Raw genomic sequence first — 17,199 nt, 5'->3', positions numbered from 1 at the left:
CAAATGACTACTCAATAGGTTGATACAACTTCATCACCTGAGTAAGCCCTAGCCTAGATTCAACGCCTAGTGTCAGGGGAGATGTATGACCACGGGATAGATGGTCAGCAGCGGCACAGCCAATCATGGCGGCGTTATCGGTACAGAATTTTAGAGGTGGAAATAAGACACGTAGGTTATGTTTAACCACAGCGGCTTCGAGGTTTTTTCTCAAGCCGCTGTTTGCAGCTACACCGCCACCAATGGCAATTGTGTCTAGACCATAGTCAAGGGCACAGGCGATCGCTCTTTTGGTTAGCGATCGCGCTACCGCGTCCTGAAAGCTAGCTGCTACATCTGCCACTGGTACTTGTTTACTATCTTTCTCTAACTGCTGCACTAAACGTAATACAGCCGTTTTTAACCCACTAAAACTCGCATCATAACGATGAAACCCCCCACCGGGTAGAGAAACTCTTCCTTCTGGTAGAGCAAAGGCTTGAGGATTCCCTTCTTGTGCCAACTTGTCAATCACTGGCCCACCGGGATAACCCAGCTTTAACAATCGCGCCACTTTATCAAAGGCTTCACCCGCAGCATCATCACGGGTTTGTCCCAGGGTTTCGTAAAAACCACAATCTTTAACATAAATCAAGCTTGTATGTCCGCCTGAAACCAGTAAGCTAAGGAAAGGGGGATTTAAAGTTGATTCGCTCAAGTAAGTTGCGTAAATGTGACCTTCGAGGTGATGAACTCCCAAAAATGGCTTGTTGTGTACCATTGCCAAGGTTTTGGCAGCAGTTAACCCCACTAATAGTGCTCCTACGAGTCCAGGCGCACAAGTGGCGGCAATTGCGTCGATTTTTCCCCAGTTCAATTGGGCTTGCTCTAAGGCTTGGGTGATCGCTTCATTGATTGTTTCCAAGTGCTGGCGAGACGCTACTTCTGGTACTACCCCGCCATACTGCTGATGGACTGGAATTTGCGAGGCTACAATACTGCTGCAAACTTTACGATTGTTAACAATTGCGACGGCTGTTTCATCACAACTGGTTTCTATTGCTAAAACGGTTGCCATTGAGGGTGCTGAGTTTCTGAGTGCTGAGTGCTGAGTACTAAGTTCTGAGTTCTGAGTTCTGAGTCCTGAATAGTAGAGAGAAAATCTTGCTTCTTTACTACCCTACAACAACAATTCTTATACTCAGCACTCGTTACTCAATACTCAGCACTAATTTTGGTTGAGAAGCTTTAACTTTTATTTACTTAAACTTTACTCGGTTCCCACCCAAGAGTATGATGACTTCGTAGTTATGCAAATAAACAACTGTACAAGCCGCTTCGTTTTGTACATGAAACTTTTTGTTTTGTAATAAAAGGAAACAACTCTATGCGACGATTGTTTGCTTTGATTTTAGCGATTAGTCTTTGGTTTAACTTTGCCCCCCCAGCACAAGCTTTAGGGGCAAATTTGACACCGTGCAAAGACAATCCCGCTTTTCAACAGCTAGCAGCTAATGCCCGTAATACCACCGCTGACCCTCAATCAGGGAAAAAGCGGTTTGAGCGTTATTCTCAGGAGCTGTGCGGCCCTGAAGGATACCCCCACTTGATTGTTGATGGTAGTCTAAATCATGCTGGTGACTTTTTGATCCCTAGCATTTTGTTTCTATATATTACTGGTTGGATTGGTTGGGTAGGTCGTGCCTATCTGCAAGCAATTAAAAAGGAATCTGACACTGAACTAAAAGAAATCCAAATCGATTTTGGTTTGGCACTACCAATCATAATTTCAGGCTTTGCTTGGCCAGCAGCAGCAGTCCAAGAATTGCTCTCTGCAAGATTAGCAGCCAAGGATGCAGAAATCCCCATTTCTCCACGCTAAATCAGTTTAATTAATTCATTCATTTTGGAGACTAAATTCATGGCAGACAAAGGCAACCAATCATCTTATTTGATTAAATTCATTTCCACAGCGCCCGTAGCAACTACCATCTGGCTGTTCATCACAGCAGGTATTTTGATTGAATTCAACCGCTTTTTCCCCGACTTACTTTTCCACCCACTACCATAAGTGTCAAATGGAATTTAGGACAGTTGAATCAATGTCTTGTTTTTTGCTTAATATTGTGTAGTTGATGTATTCAGCTTAGTTAGGCAGAATTATCACCAAAATAGACAGCAAAAATAGTTTTTTGAAACTCGTGATCCTGTTGACAGATCGCGAGTTTCACAGTTTGAAAACAAGCTAAATTAATTTTTCTAAACTTATTAAACAAAATGCTTCTTTAGCTACAATTATTATTAATATAAAAATGCCACCATTTTAATTTTAGAGGCGAACATAAAATATGGCACAAGCAGTAGATGCATCAAAGAATCTTCCTAGCGATCCTAGAAATCGGGAAGTTGTTTTTCCCGCATACGGTGATCCACAGCAAGGCAACCTAGAGACCCCGATTAATTCTTCTTCCTTTAGCAAGTGGTTCATTAATAATTTACCTGCCTATCGCCCAGGTCTGGCTCCTGCTAGACGCGGTTTGGAAGTTGGTATGGCTCATGGTTACTGGCTATTTGGCCCCTTTGCCAAATTGGGTCCACTGCGGGACACAAATGATGCTAATTTAGCTGGATTACTAGGAGCTATCGGGCTGGTTGTAGTTCTCACAGGCGCTCTGTCGCTGTATGCCAATAGCAATCCACCCAAAGCACTTCCTAGTGTTACCGTACCCAAGCTTCCAGCAGATGCTTTTAACTCTAAAGAAAGCTGGAATAACTTCGCCAGTTCTTTCTTGATTGGTGGTATTGGTGGTGCAGTAGTTGCTTACTTTTTGACTAGTAATTTGGCACTAATTCAAGGTCTATTCGGTTAATCACTAGGAGTTAGGAGTTAGGAGTTTAAATAATTCATAACTTCTAACTCTTAACTCTTAATTTCTTTAAACAAAACTGCTTCAATATCATTTAAAGCAGTTTCAAAATCGTCATTAACGATTTGAATATCAAATTCATCTGCAGCTTGAATTTCTTCTTGGGCGCGAAGTAGACGGCGGGCGATCGCTTCTTGGGAGTCTTGGGCACGAGAGCGTATTCGTTTCTCTAATTCATCAAAGGAAGGCGGTAAAATAAAAATGCTAAAGCTACTGGGAAAGGAAGCACGAATTTGTCTTGCCCCTTCTAGTTCAATTTCCAGCACCACCAACTTACCAGAATTAATTTGGTTAAGTACAGCTTCACGGGGAGTGCCGTAATAGTTACCAGCAAATTCTGCCCATTCTAATAATTTACCTTCAGCAACTAATTGTTCAAACTTACTGTGGCTGATGAAGTAATAACTTTTGCCCTCGATTTCCCCTGGACGGGGAGAACGAGTTGTTACAGATACAGAATAATAGAGTTTTGGATGACGCTCTAGGAGCGATCGCATTAAAGTGCCTTTACCGACCCCACTGGGGCCAGTTAAAACAATTAACCTGCCTAAATGTAAGCATTCTTCGGTAGTCGCACTACTGTGGATGGGTAAAACTGGCATCATCCCTTCAACCTGTGAATCAATCAATACATATTATTCATTAGTCTTGTGTTCTTGATCTAGTCCACTAGTGACTAAAGAATTTGTAGCAAGAGTGACATAAAATTTGTCTAATTCACATGGTACTACCGATCCGGTACAAAGAGGAGTGGGAAAAATCCACTGCTAGTCAATTATCTACAGTTTGATGATCGCGAGAAATTACAAAGCGATTTGCTACCGTTTCCGGCTGAATTGCTGACAGAATTACGTGGCTGGAATCGGTGATAATTACAGCTCTAGTGCGACGACCGTAAGTTGCATCAATCAGTTGACCTCTATCCCGTGCATCGGTAATAATCCGCTTAATCGGGGCAGACTCTGGACTGACAATGGCAACTACTCGGTTGGCAGACACGATGTTACCAAAGCCGATGTTGATTAACTGAATATCCATAAAAAAAATTGACGATAAACGCGGTTTGATAAAGTTTGAAATAAACTTCTTTCCATGTTATCGCCAAAAAAGAGAGTTACAACGCTTAAATCCAAGCCAATTTGCATTTTTAAATAATCTCTGCTTCTTTTAGCTATTTATTAGCTATTTTTTCTAAAAATATTCCTAAAGATACAGGCAAAATCATACTAATACGAGCTAATTAGATGATGTATATTCTATGAAAATAACTAGTACCGCAAGAGGCGAATTCAAAATTCACAATGACGTTTACGGACTTGCGAACAAAATTCTAAATGAATACAGCGTAAGCATTTTACTGATTTAAAATGGGTAGTTTATTTACGCCGTGCTGTAAAAAGTTAGCTTATTTTTAACAAGGGACTATACCGCGCCAGAGCATTTCAAAGGAAGTAAATAAGTTTCAAACTTGTATTATTGTTCATTATCCAATCTTTCAATCTCCTCAATCAAATGATCATAATTAAGATGTTCTAAATCTCGTTATAGCAATTATTTCAATGTAGTTTCTAACCACAAGTGATAATCCTATTTATAAATAATTTGAGTAAGTGTTTTTAGACATTACTTAATATTTTTATAATTTAACGTGAGTTCGACAGGTTGAAAAAGGAGCAAAAAAAAGCTGAGACTGGAATAAGAAGAAAAATTCAAGGGTGTCTGAGTTATGTCCACAATTGTATCTCGCCTAGATGTAACCCTATTGATATTCACCCTAAAGACCTACCAGCGCTGCCTCCTGCTCTTTTTTAGTTCTGTCGAACTCACGTTAAATCACGAAGGATTTCTGGCGATCAGATCAGGAGGTGCTGAGTGTGGACTAGTGCGCCAAGCCCACGCCGTAAGCACAACACCAATCAAAGCCGGGAGAGTGACACCAAGAAAGTCGCGTGGAATGGCTGCTGGAGAGGAGATACCGACTGCAACTTCCCATACATGGAAACTGGCATGGGCGATCAGCCATGACGTTGCAGCAGCCCACAAATCAAAGCGGCGCGCCGGTTGAATCATCCCGATGCCGAAAGCGGCACCGAGGAACATCTGAATCATCCCAATATCGCGGATGAAGTGCTGGTTAAAGGAACCAGTGTCGGTCACGCCAGGGACGAAGTAGTACCACGTCGTTGGAGCGACGAGCATAAACAATCCGTTGCCAAACAGGAAGAAGCCGTTGAGCGCTGTCAGTATGAATCCCACAACCAAAATAGTCCGAGTACTTGCAGTTGTTTTCATGATTTATTGCCTTGTAATGCAGGAAATGGGTCAAGGCTCTTAGGCTGCCTCCCGCCCATCATCTTCGTCACAACGGGCAGGAAGCAAACGTTAAAGAGTCATGAAATGAACGAGTGTGGGCTATGCCACGTTACGTTGGCGCGAGCCACAGATCGAAATTCGTCGAGCCAATGCGCGGCTTGTCGCCAGGGGTGAGGGATCGATCGTTTAGCTCTACGCCGGAATAGCGTGCATGGATGTCTGTGATCACTTTGCGTGCGTCCTGGTTTGCGCTCAAGAATCGTCGAATAAGTTCGTCGAGACGGAACTTTTCGGGACCGGCCACCTCCACCGTACCGTTTACTGGTGCCCCGACTGTAATGTCGGTCAGTGCGGCGGCAACGTCATCCGCCGCGACGGGCTGCACAAGGGCAGGTGACAAGCAAACTGTTTGCCCGTCGGTGCTCAATTTGGCGATGCCGCTCAGGAACTCGAAGAACTGCGTTGCGCGGAGGATCGTATAGGGAATCTTGGAGGACTTGATTAGATTCTCTTGGGCCATTTTCGCGCGGAAGTAGCCACCCTCGAGCAGGCGATCAGTGCCGACAACCGACAGCGCAATGTGATGTCCCACGCCAGCAGCTGCTTCTGCAGCAAGGAGATTACGACCTGATGTCTCGAAGAATTCCAGCGCTGCCTTGTCCTCGAACGAAGGCGAGTTCGCTACATCGACAACAACCTGAGCGCCCGCCAGCGCTTCTGCCAGTCCCTCACCCGTGATGGTATTGACGCCCGATGAGGGTGATGCCGCCACGACCTCATGACCAAGCTGACGAAGATTGTTCACGAGCTTTTTTCCGATCAGCCCGCTGCCACCAATAACTACTATCTTCATACCGAACCTCTGTTTGTTGTTTTGAGTGAATCCGTTGCAGCAGAAACTTAGCCTGTTGTCTGGGTTGGGGTCATAAGGCTGGATGACTGCTAGAAATCGGGAAATTGTGAAGGTTGTTAAGCGGTTAGGAGTTAGTGGTTTGCTAATTCCTTTTTTTTGCGCCTTTGAACCTGATATCACTACAGTAGGGGGGTTTTTTGAGTTTGTCGTTACCTATAAATTCACTACTTTGAAGTCAATTTGATGAGTCTGAATACTTAAGGATAGGTGAACTTTTTCGTCATCAATTTTGCTTTAATTGGCTGTATTCTCTTGCTTGCGTCAGTTCTAGCCTGGTCATACTCGAAATGAAAAGTTCACCTTGCCTCAGATAAAATCAAGTCACTACCGTTAATGGAGTAAAAGACAATGGATTTAGAGCACGCCTTGCAAGTTGCTAATTCCGTAGTCTTTGCCAAAGTGGGTAGACGGCTCAATGAAGTAGAAACCACCATTCTACTGGGAGCCTTGCAAGAGCTGACCTACGAGCAAATTGCTGAGGTATCTGGCTACTCGCTCAGCTATATCAAGCGCAACGTTGGTCCCAAACTCTGGAGCCTACTGGGGCAAGCCTTCGGGGAGCACGTCAGTAAAACTAACTTTCGAGCGGCGTTAGAACATCAGTGGCATCAGTCGCTGATTAGTGCTACCCAAACCCAGGCTCTAGCAGTTGAGAAACCGAATGCCCAAGCAAAGCCGCCAGATTGGGGGAGTGCCATTGATACCTCGACCTTTTGCGGACGTAGTGAAGAACTGTTGTGTCTTAAACAGTGGGTGCTAGAAGAACAGTGCCGCCTCGTGCTGCTGCTGGGGATTGGTGGGATCGGCAAAAGCACCTTAGCCGCCAAACTAGTGCAGCAAATTCAAACTGAGTTTGAGGTGGTGGTGTGGCGATCGCTGCAAAATGCCCCACCGTTTGAAGAGTGGTTAGAGACGGTGTTGCCTATTCTATTGCGGGCACAGGGAGAGGACATCGCGCTTGCGAGTACCCTGGATGGGAGGCTGCTAAAGCTGATAGAGGGGTTGCGTCAAAAGCGTTGTTTGCTGATCCTGGACAATGTCGAGACGATCCTGAGTGCAGGGCAACCTGCACAGTATCGAGCAGGCTATGAGGGCTATGGTCAGCTATTCAAAGAGATTGGGGGAGTACCCCATCAGAGTTGCTTGCTGCTCACCAGTCGCGAAAAGCCTAGAGAGATTGTGCCTTTGGAAGGGAAGCAGCAATCAGTAAGAACACTCCTGCTGAAAGGACTGAACTCAGAAGCCGGACGAGAACTATTTTTCTATAAAGGGGCATTTGTGGGGACAGATTCAGAATGGGAGAGATTAGTTACCCATTACAGCGGCAACCCCTTGGCGCTGAAGATGCTGGCAGCCACAACCCAAGACCTCTTTAGTGGCAGGATTGCTGAAATATTGAACTATGTGCAGCAGGGGTTAGCGGTCTTTGAGGATATTCGAGACTTGCTCCAGCACCAGTTTGATCGCTTGTCAGAAGTTGAGCAAGAAATGCTCTTTTGGTTAGCAATTAATCGGGAACCAGTCTCGCTTTTCGAGTTGAGTGGGGATCTTGCAACCAAGGCTTCCAAGCGCAGATTACCGGACGCGATTCAGTCGTTGTTGCGGCGATCGCTGATTGAAAAGGAGGGTGAGCAGTTCTTTCTCCAGCCTGTGGTACTGGAGTATGCGACCGATCAGTTTGTGCAGTGTCTTTCTGGGGAAATTGCCAGCCAAACGCCAGAGCGCCTCATAACCCATGCACTGCTCAAAGCCCAGGCAAAAGACTATGTTCGAGAGATGCAGAAGCGGTTGATTGTTGAGCCAATCTCTGAACAATTGCTGCTCCGGTTTGGCAATTCACAAGCCCTTGAACAGCAGTTGAAAACCATGTTGGAGCAGCAACAACAACAAGCACCTCAGCCCAACTATCTTGCTGGTAATCTCCTCAACCTGCTGGTGCATCTGCAAAGTAATTTACGAGGCTGTGATTTGTCAGAACTAACCGTATGGCAAGCCGACTTACGGCAGGTCAACCTGGCAGGGGTTAATTTTCGCAACGCTAATTTAGCCACATCTGTGTTTGCAGAGACCTTAAGTAGCGTTATGTCAGTCAGCTTTAACCCAGATGGTAGTTTGCTGGCAATCGGCGATTTGGACGGTAAGATTTGCCTGTGGCGAGCGATCAATGGTCAACAGATTTTGACATTGCAAGGACATACGGGTTGGATCTGGGCAGTCACCTTCAGTCCCGACGGAAAAACTCTAGCCAGTTGCAGTCATGACTCGTTGATTCGGTTGTGGGATGTGCAAAACACCGATTTTGAGCAGTCCAATCCTGCAAACCTGGCTGAAGCGAGTGATTCGGGCCATCTCCCAGTCACCTGTCTCAAAACACTGCAGGGTCATCTCAGCCGGGTTTGGACGATCGCGTTCAGCCCCGATGGTCAAATGCTGGCGAGTGGCAGTGATGACCAAACGATTCGGCTCTGGAATGCACATGATAGCACCTGCCTGACGGTTTTACAAGGTCACACGGGTGGGGTTACTTCAGTCCGCTTTAGTCCCAATGGACAGATTCTGGCGAGTGCCAGCGAAGACTCTTCAATTCGATTGTGGAGTGTTGCTCACAGAACCTACCTCAAAACTTTCCAAGGACATACCCGTTGGGTGAGGACAGTTGCCTTCAGCCCCGATGGTCAAACCCTCGCCAGCGGTAGTGACGATTGCACCATTCGACTATGGGAGGTAAAGACAGGCACCTGCCGCCAAATACTGCAAGGGCATACAGGTTGGGTCACCTCACTCAGCTTCAGTCCCAATGGTCAAATGCTTGCCAGTGGTAGTGAGGATGCCTCAGTGCGGTTGTGGAGTGTGCAGGATGGAACGTGCTTCAAACTGCTGCAAGGTCACAGCAGTTGTGTTTGGGAAGTTGCCTTCAATCCGGATGGTCAAACCCTCGCGAGTGGCAGTGCAGACCGTTCAGCTCGATTGTGGGATGTCCAGGATGGCACCTGCCTCAAGACGTTTCAGGGGCAAACCAGTGGGGTCACTTCAGTCAGCTTTAGTCCGGATGGCTCCACTTTTGCCAGTGGCAGTTATGATGCTCTCGTGCGGCTATGGGATGTGCAGCAAGAAACTTGCTTTAAGGATTTGCCAGGACACACAAGTTGGATCTGGGCAGTGGCATCTCACCCAAATGCTCAAATGGTTGCGAGTGGGAGCAACGATCAAACCGTGCGGCTATGGGATGTGCGAAATGGTACCTGCCTCAGAACCCTACAAGGACATACGGGTTGGGTTTTATCCGTTGCGTTTAGTCCCAATGAACACATTCTTGCAAGTGGCAGCAATGATCAAACTGTACGGCTATGGGATGTACGAGATGGCACCTACCTCAGAACCCTACAGGGACATACGGGTTGGGTTTGGGCAGTCGCGTTTAGCCCCGATGGACACACCCTTGCGAGTGGCAGCAATGATCGAACTGTACGGCTATGGGATGTGCGAGATGGTTCCTGTCTCAGAACACTGCAAGGACACACGGGTTGGGTTTTGTCCGTTGCCTTCAACCCCGATGGTCAGACTCTAGCGACGAGTAGCCTTGACTGCTCAGTTCGATTTTGGCATGTGCAAGACGGAACGTGCTTGACAATGTTACACGACCATACCAATGGTGTTCGCTCCGTTGCCTTCAGCCCCAATGGTCGTATCCTAGCCAGTGGCAGTGACGATCAAACTATCCGGCTATGGGATGTCCGAGACGGTACCTGCCAGAAAGTACTGCAAGGGCACGCCAGTCGGGTCTGTTCTGTTCAGTTTAGTCCAGTTGACATTAGCCTGCCATCCGGTGCAAATCCGATTTTGATCAGTGGTAGTCAGGATGAAACCATTAAGCTGTGGAATTTGACAACAGGAGATTGCTTCAAAACGCTGAGAGTTGATCGTCTGTACGAAGGCATGAATATTCGAGGCGCTCAAGGATTAACAGCCGCACAGCAAGCCACGCTGAGAACATTGGGAGCGATGGAATGTTAAAGGGGAATTACTGACTTGACCTCTCATATCAAAGTTTACTGAAAAAGGAAGCACCCGACGGCTGCCGCTTCCTTTATTGTGGGGTTTTTGTTGTCTTTTTGCAAATTAGCCCTCCCTTTTAGCCAAAAATTTGTAGTGAGGTAATGACAATCACGATTGCATTTCATGGCTCTACGTAAACGTGCAGTTATCGAGTCGGTTAACGACCACCTCAAAAATCTGTGTTCTATCTAACACTCCAGACATCGTAGTATTTTCAATTTTTTAGTCAATTTGATGGCTGGCTTGGTTGCTTACACATATTTGCCTACAAGACCCTCACTTGATATTTACTCCAAAGATTTGCCGGCTCTGCCTCCTGCTGTTTTTTAGTTCGTCGAACTCACGTCACGTTAATTTACGAAGATTGGGAATTAGGTTTTATTGACGTAAACTTCCAGCTTCACAATCGCGCAACCAAGCTTTAACCCCTTGGGCAACAGTACCGTTACTACTATCTCGTGGTGGAGATAGTGGCTGCTGTTGTGAATGGGAACCAGTTTGAGAAAACATCATCACTAGTTGCCAACCACTTTTAGTTTTAGTCAATAACAGCCAGTGAAATTCTTGCAATTCTACAACTTTCTGATCTATGTACTGCCGCTCCAAGGTAGTAAAGAAAACTTGCTCAACTCCTGATGTAGCACTTTTAGATGCATCTACACTATATTCTTCAAGGTTAAGGGGCAGAGGAGTAAATTCAGGTCTTCCTGCCACTAACATATAACTGTAAACCTGACTGCTTCTACTGAGGCGGCGAGCGCGTTGACTAGCACGATTGGTATAACTAGGTAATTTTTGCAGTAGCTGTATAGTTAATGTTTCTAAATTTTGCTCAGAGCACAAAGACCTGGCATCACTGTTGACATTTTCCCTTTCTGCTAGCGCCGAGGGTTTAGGGGTAGGGTTGATCGAGAAGGCAGGGTAAGTAAAGCTATTTGAAACTACAACCCAGAAGCCACAAGCAAACAGGAAACTATAATTTTTCTGACTGAGCGAAGAGGCAAGATTGTTCTCCCCTACACCCTGCACTCTGAGTTTCTCACTGACTCTTAGCTTCATGCCACCGTGATTAACTCCTCAGAAATCCTCTTCCAGGCTAACTCAGGCTCAGTAGCAGCGGTGATGGGACGACCAATCACTAGATAATCTGCACCAGCTTTAATGGCTTGTACTGGAGTGAGCGATCGCTTTTGATCGCCTTTATCTGCCCAAGTTGGTCTAACCCCCGGACAAACAAGTAAAAAGTCATTTCCACAAGTTTGTCGTAGCTGTGCCACTTCTTGAGGCGAACAAACTACCCCATCCAAACTAGATTCTTGAGCCAGCAGTGCCATTTTTAGAGCATATTCTGGCAATTCTAGGGGTATTTTTAAATCAAATGCCAACTGCCGAGCAGAAATGCTCGTTAACAGGGTAATAGCAATTAACTTTGGTGGCTGTACATCTGCTTTTGCAGCCCCTTCCTGTGCCGCCTCAGTTGCGGCTTTGAGGGCATCTCTACCAGCAGTAGCATGAATTGTCAGTAAATCCACTCCGTATCTAGCTGCACTCCGGCAAGCACCAGCAACGGTATTGGGAATATCATCAAACTTTAAATCCAAGAAAATGCGCTTTTGCCGAGACTTTAACACTTCCAGAATTTTCGGGCCAGTGCTAGTAAACAACTCTAAACCAACTTTCCAGAAACTAACTTGCGGTAGCCGATCTATAAGAGCGATCGCACTTTGTTCATCTGGCACATCCAAAGCCACAATTATTTTGTCATTGGTCATTGGTCATTTGTCATTAGTTTTTTCATTCTCACTCCCAATTTAGGGTACTAAGCGCACAAACTTATTTTTTCCAACTTGTAAAACTTTACCTTGTAATTCACTAGGAGCATCAAAAGTGGTATCAGCATCAGTGATGCGATCGCCATCTAGGCGCACTCCACCTTCTTGAATTTTTCGCTTTCCTTCCCCGGTACTTTTGCACAAGCCAGTGACATTGAGAATATACGCTAACTTAGTAGGAAATTGCTGTACGCCAGCTGCTAGAGAAAATTCTGGAACTGCACCTTCCTTACCGCCACTTTGGGCTGCTTCTTTCGCCTCTTGGGCTGCGGTTTCACCGTGGTACTGTTTCACAACTTCCCATGCTAAGAGTGTTTGGCGATCGCGGGGATTTTCTGGCAGTTGATCCAAAGGTAAATCCGTCAACAGTTCAAAATACTCTGACAGCAGATGATCGGGAACTCCTTGCAACTTTTGATACTTTTGTCCTGGGTGTTCTGATAATCCGATATAATTACCTAAAGACTTAGACATTTTTTGCACGCCATCCGTGCCAATCAAAATTGGCAACAGCATACCAAATTGGGGCTTTTGACCAAAATGGCGCTGTAAATCTCTGCCGACAGCAATGTTAAATTTCTGGTCAGTGCCACCTAATTCCACATCTGACTCAACGGCAACCGAATCAAAACCTTGCATTAACGGGTACAGGAACTCATGGATAAAAATCGGATTCTCTTTTTTATAGCGATCGGCAAATCCTTCCTTCGCTAACATCTGTCCCACCGTCATCGTGGAGAGTAACTCCAAAATTTTCTCTAAGTTTAAACCAGAGAGCCATTCGGAGTTATAACGCACCTCTAACCTTCCAGGTGTGTCAAAATCCAAGATAGGACGTACTTGATCTAAATAAGTCTGAGCATTTTTAGCTACATCTGCTTCTGTAAGCTGACGACGCACTTCAGATTTACCAGTTGGATCGCCAATACGTGCTGTAAAATCACCAATAATTAAAACTGCTGTATGACCTGCATCTTGAAATCCTCGCAGTTTTCGTACTGGTATGCTATGACCAAGATGAATATCAGTACCTGTAGGGTCAATCCCTAATTTGATCCTTAAAGGTTGTTGTGTAGTTAGCAAAAGCCTTTCTAAACTTTCGCTGTTAACATCATCTGATTGTGGGAATACTTCTACTACACCACGACGCAACCAATTCATATCTTGCGTCATCCGAAGAGATTGGTTATTAGCTATGTTTTGCACACTCGAAGTTAAGTTGGTTATATTCACTGGCAATTTATCCACTTTCTCATCTGCCAAACTACTATAATTGCAAAAAACTAACCGCCTTGCTTCACCCAATCAATTACAGTTAAATTTACAAGTGAGGAAGTGAAATAGCCGTGTCGTCGTCTAGGACTTTTGAAGATAAACAGCCACAGCGTCGGGCTTCATCAGGTTTTGAGTTTTTGAAAGGAGTTGGTCAGGTAACTGGCGGTACTCTCCTCTCAATCACCATGCTGGCAAGTTCCATTGTAGCCGGAGGACTAGTTGGTTTAGCCATCAGTTTCCGTAATTTGCCAGATGTGAGACAGCTACGTAACTTCTTTCCCTCAGAAACAACTTACATTTATGACGTTAAGGGTAAACTCTTAGCCAGTGTCCACGGAGAAGCCAACCGGGAAGTCGTACCTCTAGATAGAATTTCCCCAAACTTAAAACGGGCAGTGTTGGCAAGTGAAGATAGTCACTTCTACGATCACCACGGTATTAACCCCGTCGGCGTCGGACGTGCTGTAGTAGTTAATGCAGCAGCAGGTGGAGTCCGAGAGGGTGGCTCTACTGTCACCATGCAATTGGTAAAAAACCTATTTTTGTCTCGCAAGCGTGCCTTTACCCGCAAATTAGCAGAAGCTGTGCTAGCAATCCGGTTAGAGCAAATTCTCACTAAAGACCAAATATTAGAAATGTACCTCAATCAAGTTTATTGGGGTCATAACAATTATGGTGTACAAACGGCAGCCCGCAGTTACTTTAATAAGTCATCAGAATATTTAAGCTTGGGTGAGTCAGCAATGATGGCGGGTTTAATCCAAGCGCCAGAAGAATTCAGCCCCTTTGTGAACATGAAGCTGGCAAAACAGAAACAAAAAGAAGTGCTAGGACGGATGCTGGAATTGAACTGGATCAGCCAGTCAGAATACGACAATGCCCTCAAGCAAGAAATCAAACTTGGAAAAATCAAATCCTTTCAAGGTAGTGCCCTACCCTATGTAACTAATACAGTAGCGCAGGAGTTAGCTAAAAAGTTTGGGCGTGAGACACTACTTAAAGGTGGAATGCGGGTGCAAACTACAGTCGACGCCAACTTTCAAGTCATGGCGGAGGAAACTGTTAGTAAGTGGCATAAAACACTTCTGGGGCAAGGATTATCTAAGAATCAAATGGCTCTGGTGGCAATTGATCCGCGCACACATTTTATCAAAGCACTAGTGGGTGGTATAGATCCTAAGACTAGTGAATTCAATCGTGCAACTCAATCTCAACGGCAGCCCGGATCTTCTTTTAAACCATTTGTATACTATACTGCTTTTGCTAGTGGTAAGTATGCGCCAGATTCAACGGTCGTCGATGCCCCAGTTAGCTATCGAGATGGTAACGGTTGGTACTTTCCAAGAAATTATGATGGCGGTTTTAGGGGAGCGATGCCAATCCGCACAGCTTTAGCCCAATCGCGAAATATTCCCGTCATCAAGATTGGTAAAGCTGTGGGGATGAATAGAGTCATAGAAACGTGTCGTACCTTGGGGATTACAAGTCCGATGGAACCTGTGACTTCCTTACCACTTGGGGCAATTGGTGTCACACCTCTGGAAATGGCTAGTGCATACGCTACTTTTGCTAATTATGGCTGGCAATCTCCACCAACTGTAATTGCCCGTGTCACCGATAGTAGTGGTAACGTGTTGCTAGATAACACCCCTAAACCACAGCTAGTCCTCGATCAGTGGGCATCAGCAGCAATTATCGATGTAATGCGATCGGTAATCACTGAAGGTACAGGTAAAGGTGCTGCTATCGGTCGCCCAGCCGCCGGAAAAACCGGAACAACATCATCAGAAAAAGATATTTGGTTTGTTGGTACTGTGCCACAGTTGACAACTGCTGTCTGGGTAGGGAGAGATGACAACAGACAATTAGCTGACCATGCCACAGGTGGTGTTATGGTCGCTCCCATTTGGAAAGATTTTATGGATAAGGCACTCAAGAACGTACCAGTAGAAAACTTCAAGCCACCTTCGCAGTTTTCTCGTCCCAAGTCACAATAATTTAATTTTAGATTTTGAATTTTGGATTGCTAATGAATCCAAAATCTGTCTTGGAAAGTTGGAGTGCCGACTTCCGGCGATCTGACTTTCCGCAAAATCTAAACTTGACTAGTACAGCACGGCGTAAATAAACATACCATTTCAAATGGTGTAAAAGCCCGAAATACAATTCTTTTGACTTTTGTTTGAACGCCAGTTGCTTCAAGTCGGCAGAGCCGCCCAACGCACTGGCTCCTTTTGACTTCCGCCTTGCAGTACTAGGGCTGTTTTTCTAGCTCGGCTTTCATCCGTTCTAAAGTTAGGTGCATTTGGTCAAACATTTGTTGCGGGGTGACACCGAACTGACCTAATTGTGTTTTCAGTTGTTCTACTGTCATTTGTGCCATGAAATCTTCTGATAACTCGAAGCGCTTCATAAAGATGCGGTATCGATCCATCATGGCTTCCATTTGCTCAATAAACAGCTTTTTGCCATCGCGGTCAAATTTGCCGTAGCTGTTGCCAAGCTTGATCAGCGCTTGATAATCCTCAAACAGCTGTTTTGCTTCTTGCTGAACTATTTCAGAATCGAAGAATCCCATATTGCTTATATTAAACTGAGCGCCCAGACTCAGTAGCTTAATAGTTTTACTTCTATTTATTATTTTAGTCTAGGGGAGTAATCTAGTCACGAAGCTTCGGTTTTAGTACGGTTTGTTACCGAAATTTCAACACTTGACTTGAGAACGTTTCCCCTTGTTAAATCGACTTAATAAAGCCGCAATACTCAGAGCTTTAGCCATTGATTTAGGATTGGTATTTTCACCCTGTTCAATTTTCAATCTGGTAGCGTATTTCAGAGCTAGTGAATCTTGCGGGTTAAGTTTTAATGCTTGACGGATGTAAACCCTGGCCATCCCAATAAATTTCTGTTTTAGATGTACTAAACCTAATAAGGCATAATAGTCGCTGTTATTTGGCTCTAGTTTGATAGCATCTCGCAGTTCTTGCACGGCTAGGGCCCAATTGGCTAGCTTGGCGTAATCAATAGCTCGCTGGTAGTGACGTTGAGCGTAGTTTGTCAAAACTGGTTTGACATTGGTTTTTTCATTTAATGTCAATTCAACTGGCTTGACTTCTACTTCAGGGATGATGCAAACGGGTTTTTGCGGGAGAAATAGGTCAGGTTTATGCAACTGTAAATAAACTAAGTTCAGTATACTAATTTGTTGCGTAACTTGATAAAACTGATGGAGTGATTTGTATTGAGCTTCTGCATAGCAGGCGATCGCTTCTTCATAAAACAATTCTGCTTGGGGTGCAGACATTTCTATAATTTCCTTAGCTATGGCACTTTGTTCACACAAAGCTTGCTGCTGTAATACTTTTGCGTCTGATCGCAGCATGGCTATAGCAATCAAGCGTTTGTGTCGATTTTTGAGTTGTTCATAAGCTGGATTGATTAAATAGCTAAGTATTGCAGTTGCTAATTCTCGGTCTGGATTGCAGCTTTTAGCATAGCGATCAGGATGTAGCAGTTTCGCTAAAGTGTGATAGCGTTTAAAAATCTGGCGATCGTCAGCACTCACAGAAATTCCTAGCACAGCGTAAGGATCACAAAGCTGTTTAAACCATTCTGGCGGTTGGAAGGTCTGTGACATCGTAGTAATCTAAATCTATTAAAAACTTAAAATTAGCATCAAAGCTGAATGCACAGTCATGTGAAACTTACTCAAATTTCTTCAAGTATTTATTAAATTGTGGGACTTACCACTCAAAAGTCTGAAAGTCCGAAGGGCAAGACAGAGTAGTTGACTAAAATGAATTTATATGGTGACTAGTCATTATAAATTTGGCAATATAGCCAGGATGTTTACTAAATTACTTTTCTTCTCTACGAAACGCTACGCGAACTTATGGAATTTTAA

The 17,199-nt window shown here is 44.8% G+C and carries 15 protein-coding genes and 1 pseudogene; 6 read left to right on the top strand and 10 right to left on the bottom strand.

The window, feature by feature from the left end; all coding sequences use genetic code 11:
* Positions 1 to 7 precede the first annotated feature (7 nt).
* Complete coding sequence (tsaD, locus tag V7K56_RS33040; protein WP_334917716.1) at positions 8 to 1,057, bottom strand: tRNA (adenosine(37)-N6)-threonylcarbamoyltransferase complex transferase subunit TsaD; 1,050 nt, start codon at positions 1,055 to 1,057, stop codon at positions 8 to 10.
* 309 nt (positions 1,058 to 1,366) lie between these two features.
* Between tsaD and V7K56_RS33035 the strand changes: the two genes are divergently transcribed.
* The 3 genes from V7K56_RS33035 to V7K56_RS33025 all read left to right on the top strand — a co-directional run bounded on the left by V7K56_RS33035 (position 1,367) and on the right by V7K56_RS33025 (position 2,849).
* A complete protein-coding gene (locus V7K56_RS33035; protein ID WP_334917714.1) occupies positions 1,367 to 1,861 on the top strand; it encodes a Photosystem I reaction center subunit III in 495 nt (164 codons plus the stop codon).
* A gap of 39 nt (positions 1,862 to 1,900) precedes the next feature.
* Positions 1,901 to 2,050, top strand: a complete 150-nt coding sequence (psaJ, locus tag V7K56_RS33030; RefSeq protein ID WP_334917712.1) for a photosystem I reaction center subunit IX — start codon at positions 1,901 to 1,903, stop codon at positions 2,048 to 2,050.
* Between the two features lie 277 nt (positions 2,051 to 2,327).
* Complete coding sequence (locus tag V7K56_RS33025; protein WP_334917710.1) at positions 2,328 to 2,849, top strand: photosystem I reaction center protein subunit XI; 522 nt, start codon at positions 2,328 to 2,330, stop codon at positions 2,847 to 2,849.
* Positions 2,850 to 2,899: 50 nt separating this feature from the next.
* On the opposite strand, the gene gmk is transcribed toward V7K56_RS33025, so the two are convergent.
* The 4 genes from gmk to V7K56_RS33005 all read right to left on the bottom strand — a co-directional run bounded on the left by gmk (position 2,900) and on the right by V7K56_RS33005 (position 6,072).
* A complete protein-coding gene (gmk, locus tag V7K56_RS33020) occupies positions 2,900 to 3,511 on the bottom strand; it encodes a guanylate kinase (protein ID WP_334917749.1) in 612 nt (203 codons plus the stop codon).
* 166 nt (positions 3,512 to 3,677) lie between these two features.
* Positions 3,678 to 3,944: an extracellular matrix/biofilm regulator RemA gene (remA, locus tag V7K56_RS33015; RefSeq protein ID WP_073639751.1), complete on the bottom strand. Its 267-nt coding sequence runs from the start codon at positions 3,942 to 3,944 to the stop codon at positions 3,678 to 3,680.
* A gap of 795 nt (positions 3,945 to 4,739) precedes the next feature.
* A complete protein-coding gene (locus V7K56_RS33010) occupies positions 4,740 to 5,198 on the bottom strand; it encodes a hypothetical protein (RefSeq protein WP_334917708.1) in 459 nt (152 codons plus the stop codon).
* 130 nt (positions 5,199 to 5,328) lie between these two features.
* A complete protein-coding gene (locus V7K56_RS33005) occupies positions 5,329 to 6,072 on the bottom strand; it encodes an SDR family oxidoreductase (RefSeq protein ID WP_334917706.1) in 744 nt (247 codons plus the stop codon).
* Between the two features lie 408 nt (positions 6,073 to 6,480).
* On the opposite strand from V7K56_RS33005, the gene V7K56_RS33000 reads away from it, so the two are divergent.
* Positions 6,481 to 10,146 carry an NB-ARC domain-containing protein gene (locus V7K56_RS33000; RefSeq protein WP_334917704.1) on the top strand — a complete coding sequence of 1,222 codons (3,666 nt, stop codon included), beginning with the start codon at positions 6,481 to 6,483 and terminating at the stop codon, positions 10,144 to 10,146.
* A gap of 171 nt (positions 10,147 to 10,317) precedes the next feature.
* Positions 10,318 to 10,518 (top strand): annotated as a pseudogene (locus V7K56_RS37350) (transposase); the annotation flags it as partial.
* A 48-nt stretch (positions 10,519 to 10,566) separates the two neighbouring features.
* Here the strand turns inward: V7K56_RS37350 and V7K56_RS32995 are convergent.
* The 3 genes from V7K56_RS32995 to tyrS are packed head-to-tail and all read right to left on the bottom strand — an operon-like array spanning position 10,567 to position 13,193.
* Positions 10,567 to 11,247 carry a hypothetical protein gene (locus tag V7K56_RS32995; RefSeq protein ID WP_334917703.1) on the bottom strand — a complete coding sequence of 227 codons (681 nt, stop codon included), beginning with the start codon at positions 11,245 to 11,247 and terminating at the stop codon, positions 10,567 to 10,569.
* Positions 11,244 to 11,960, bottom strand: a complete 717-nt coding sequence (gene pyrF, locus V7K56_RS32990) for an orotidine-5'-phosphate decarboxylase (protein WP_334917701.1) — start codon at positions 11,958 to 11,960, stop codon at positions 11,244 to 11,246. Before pyrF ends, V7K56_RS32995 begins: the two co-directional genes overlap by 4 nt.
* Positions 11,961 to 11,999: 39 nt before the next feature.
* Positions 12,000 to 13,193 carry a tyrosine--tRNA ligase gene (gene tyrS / locus V7K56_RS32985; RefSeq protein WP_334917747.1) on the bottom strand — a complete coding sequence of 398 codons (1,194 nt, stop codon included), beginning with the start codon at positions 13,191 to 13,193 and terminating at the stop codon, positions 12,000 to 12,002.
* Between the two features lie 173 nt (positions 13,194 to 13,366).
* Here tyrS and V7K56_RS32980 point away from each other — a divergent pair, with 173 nt between their 5' ends.
* A complete protein-coding gene (locus V7K56_RS32980; protein WP_334917699.1) occupies positions 13,367 to 15,292 on the top strand; it encodes a transglycosylase domain-containing protein in 1,926 nt (641 codons plus the stop codon).
* A 257-nt stretch (positions 15,293 to 15,549) separates the two neighbouring features.
* Here V7K56_RS32980 and V7K56_RS32975 read toward each other — a convergent pair whose 3' ends face one another.
* Together V7K56_RS32975 and V7K56_RS32970 are read right to left on the bottom strand one after the other, a co-directional pair.
* Positions 15,550 to 15,873: a DUF1825 family protein gene (locus tag V7K56_RS32975; RefSeq protein WP_104907522.1), complete on the bottom strand. Its 324-nt coding sequence runs from the start codon at positions 15,871 to 15,873 to the stop codon at positions 15,550 to 15,552.
* Between the two features lie 126 nt (positions 15,874 to 15,999).
* Positions 16,000 to 16,932: a J domain-containing protein gene (locus V7K56_RS32970; RefSeq protein ID WP_334917697.1), complete on the bottom strand. Its 933-nt coding sequence runs from the start codon at positions 16,930 to 16,932 to the stop codon at positions 16,000 to 16,002.
* Between the last annotated feature and the right edge of the window lie 267 nt (positions 16,933 to 17,199).

The sequence above is a fragment of the Nostoc sp. genome (genome assembly GCF_036917535.1).
Classification (GTDB): Bacteria; Cyanobacteriota; Cyanobacteriia; order Cyanobacteriales; family Nostocaceae; genus Nostoc.
Note: the sequence above shows the minus strand (reverse complement) of the source record. Positions and strands in the feature narration are given on the sequence as shown.

Excerpts from the sequence above, each read along its gene's own strand:
- tsaD (WP_334917716.1), bottom strand. The coding sequence starts at position 1,057 with ATGGCAACCGTTTTAGCAATAGAAACCAGTTGTGATGAAACAGCCGTC.
- V7K56_RS33035 (WP_334917714.1), top strand. The coding sequence starts at position 1,367 with ATGCGACGATTGTTTGCTTTGATTTTAGCGATTAGTCTTTGGTTTAAC.
- psaJ (WP_334917712.1), top strand. The coding sequence starts at position 1,901 with ATGGCAGACAAAGGCAACCAATCATCTTATTTGATTAAATTCATTTCC.
- V7K56_RS33025 (WP_334917710.1), top strand. The coding sequence starts at position 2,328 with ATGGCACAAGCAGTAGATGCATCAAAGAATCTTCCTAGCGATCCTAGA.
- gmk (WP_334917749.1), bottom strand. The coding sequence starts at position 3,511 with ATGATGCCAGTTTTACCCATCCACAGTAGTGCGACTACCGAAGAATGC.
- remA (WP_073639751.1), bottom strand. The coding sequence starts at position 3,944 with ATGGATATTCAGTTAATCAACATCGGCTTTGGTAACATCGTGTCTGCC.
- V7K56_RS33010 (WP_334917708.1), bottom strand. The coding sequence starts at position 5,198 with ATGAAAACAACTGCAAGTACTCGGACTATTTTGGTTGTGGGATTCATA.
- V7K56_RS33005 (WP_334917706.1), bottom strand. The coding sequence starts at position 6,072 with ATGAAGATAGTAGTTATTGGTGGCAGCGGGCTGATCGGAAAAAAGCTC.
- V7K56_RS33000 (WP_334917704.1), top strand. The coding sequence starts at position 6,481 with ATGGATTTAGAGCACGCCTTGCAAGTTGCTAATTCCGTAGTCTTTGCC.
- V7K56_RS32995 (WP_334917703.1), bottom strand. The coding sequence starts at position 11,247 with ATGAAGCTAAGAGTCAGTGAGAAACTCAGAGTGCAGGGTGTAGGGGAG.
- pyrF (WP_334917701.1), bottom strand. The coding sequence starts at position 11,960 with ATGACCAATGACAAAATAATTGTGGCTTTGGATGTGCCAGATGAACAA.
- tyrS (WP_334917747.1), bottom strand. The coding sequence starts at position 13,193 with ATGACGCAAGATATGAATTGGTTGCGTCGTGGTGTAGTAGAAGTATTC.
- V7K56_RS32975 (WP_104907522.1), bottom strand. The coding sequence starts at position 15,873 with ATGGGATTCTTCGATTCTGAAATAGTTCAGCAAGAAGCAAAACAGCTG.
- V7K56_RS32970 (WP_334917697.1), bottom strand. The coding sequence starts at position 16,932 with ATGTCACAGACCTTCCAACCGCCAGAATGGTTTAAACAGCTTTGTGAT.